Annotated in this window: 1 protein-coding gene; it reads left to right on the top strand. The window is 45.6% G+C overall.

All coding sequences use genetic code 11. The annotated features are described in order from the left end of the window. Positions 1-194 precede the first annotated feature (194 nt). Positions 195-342, top strand: a 148-nt coding sequence (locus AC0QH1_RS16290) for an HNH endonuclease (RefSeq protein WP_324632264.1), incomplete at its 3' end; no start/stop codon positions are given.

Genomic DNA, 342 nt, shown 5'->3' on the forward strand with positions numbered 1-342 from the left:
CCAACAAAACAGGAAAGTGGGTAGCCAAGAAATACTGGCAAACAATAGGGAATCGGCAATGGGTATTTGCAACACGAACGGAATCAAACCCAATCAAATTGCAATACCACGCTGAGACTCCAATTGTCAGACACGTTAAAGTCAAAGGCGAGGCCAGCCCATACGATGGCAATCTCAAATACTGGAGTACAAGAATGGGGAAACAACCCGGTGTTCCAACGAGAGTATCGAAGCTCCTGAAGAAACAAAAAGGGAAGTGTACCCGCTGCGGACATTATTTCAAGGAAGAAGACATTATGGAAGTAGACCACATCATCCCAGAAACCCTAGGTGGAAAGGATG

It is taken from the genome of Phormidium sp. CCY1219, from assembly GCF_055795085.1.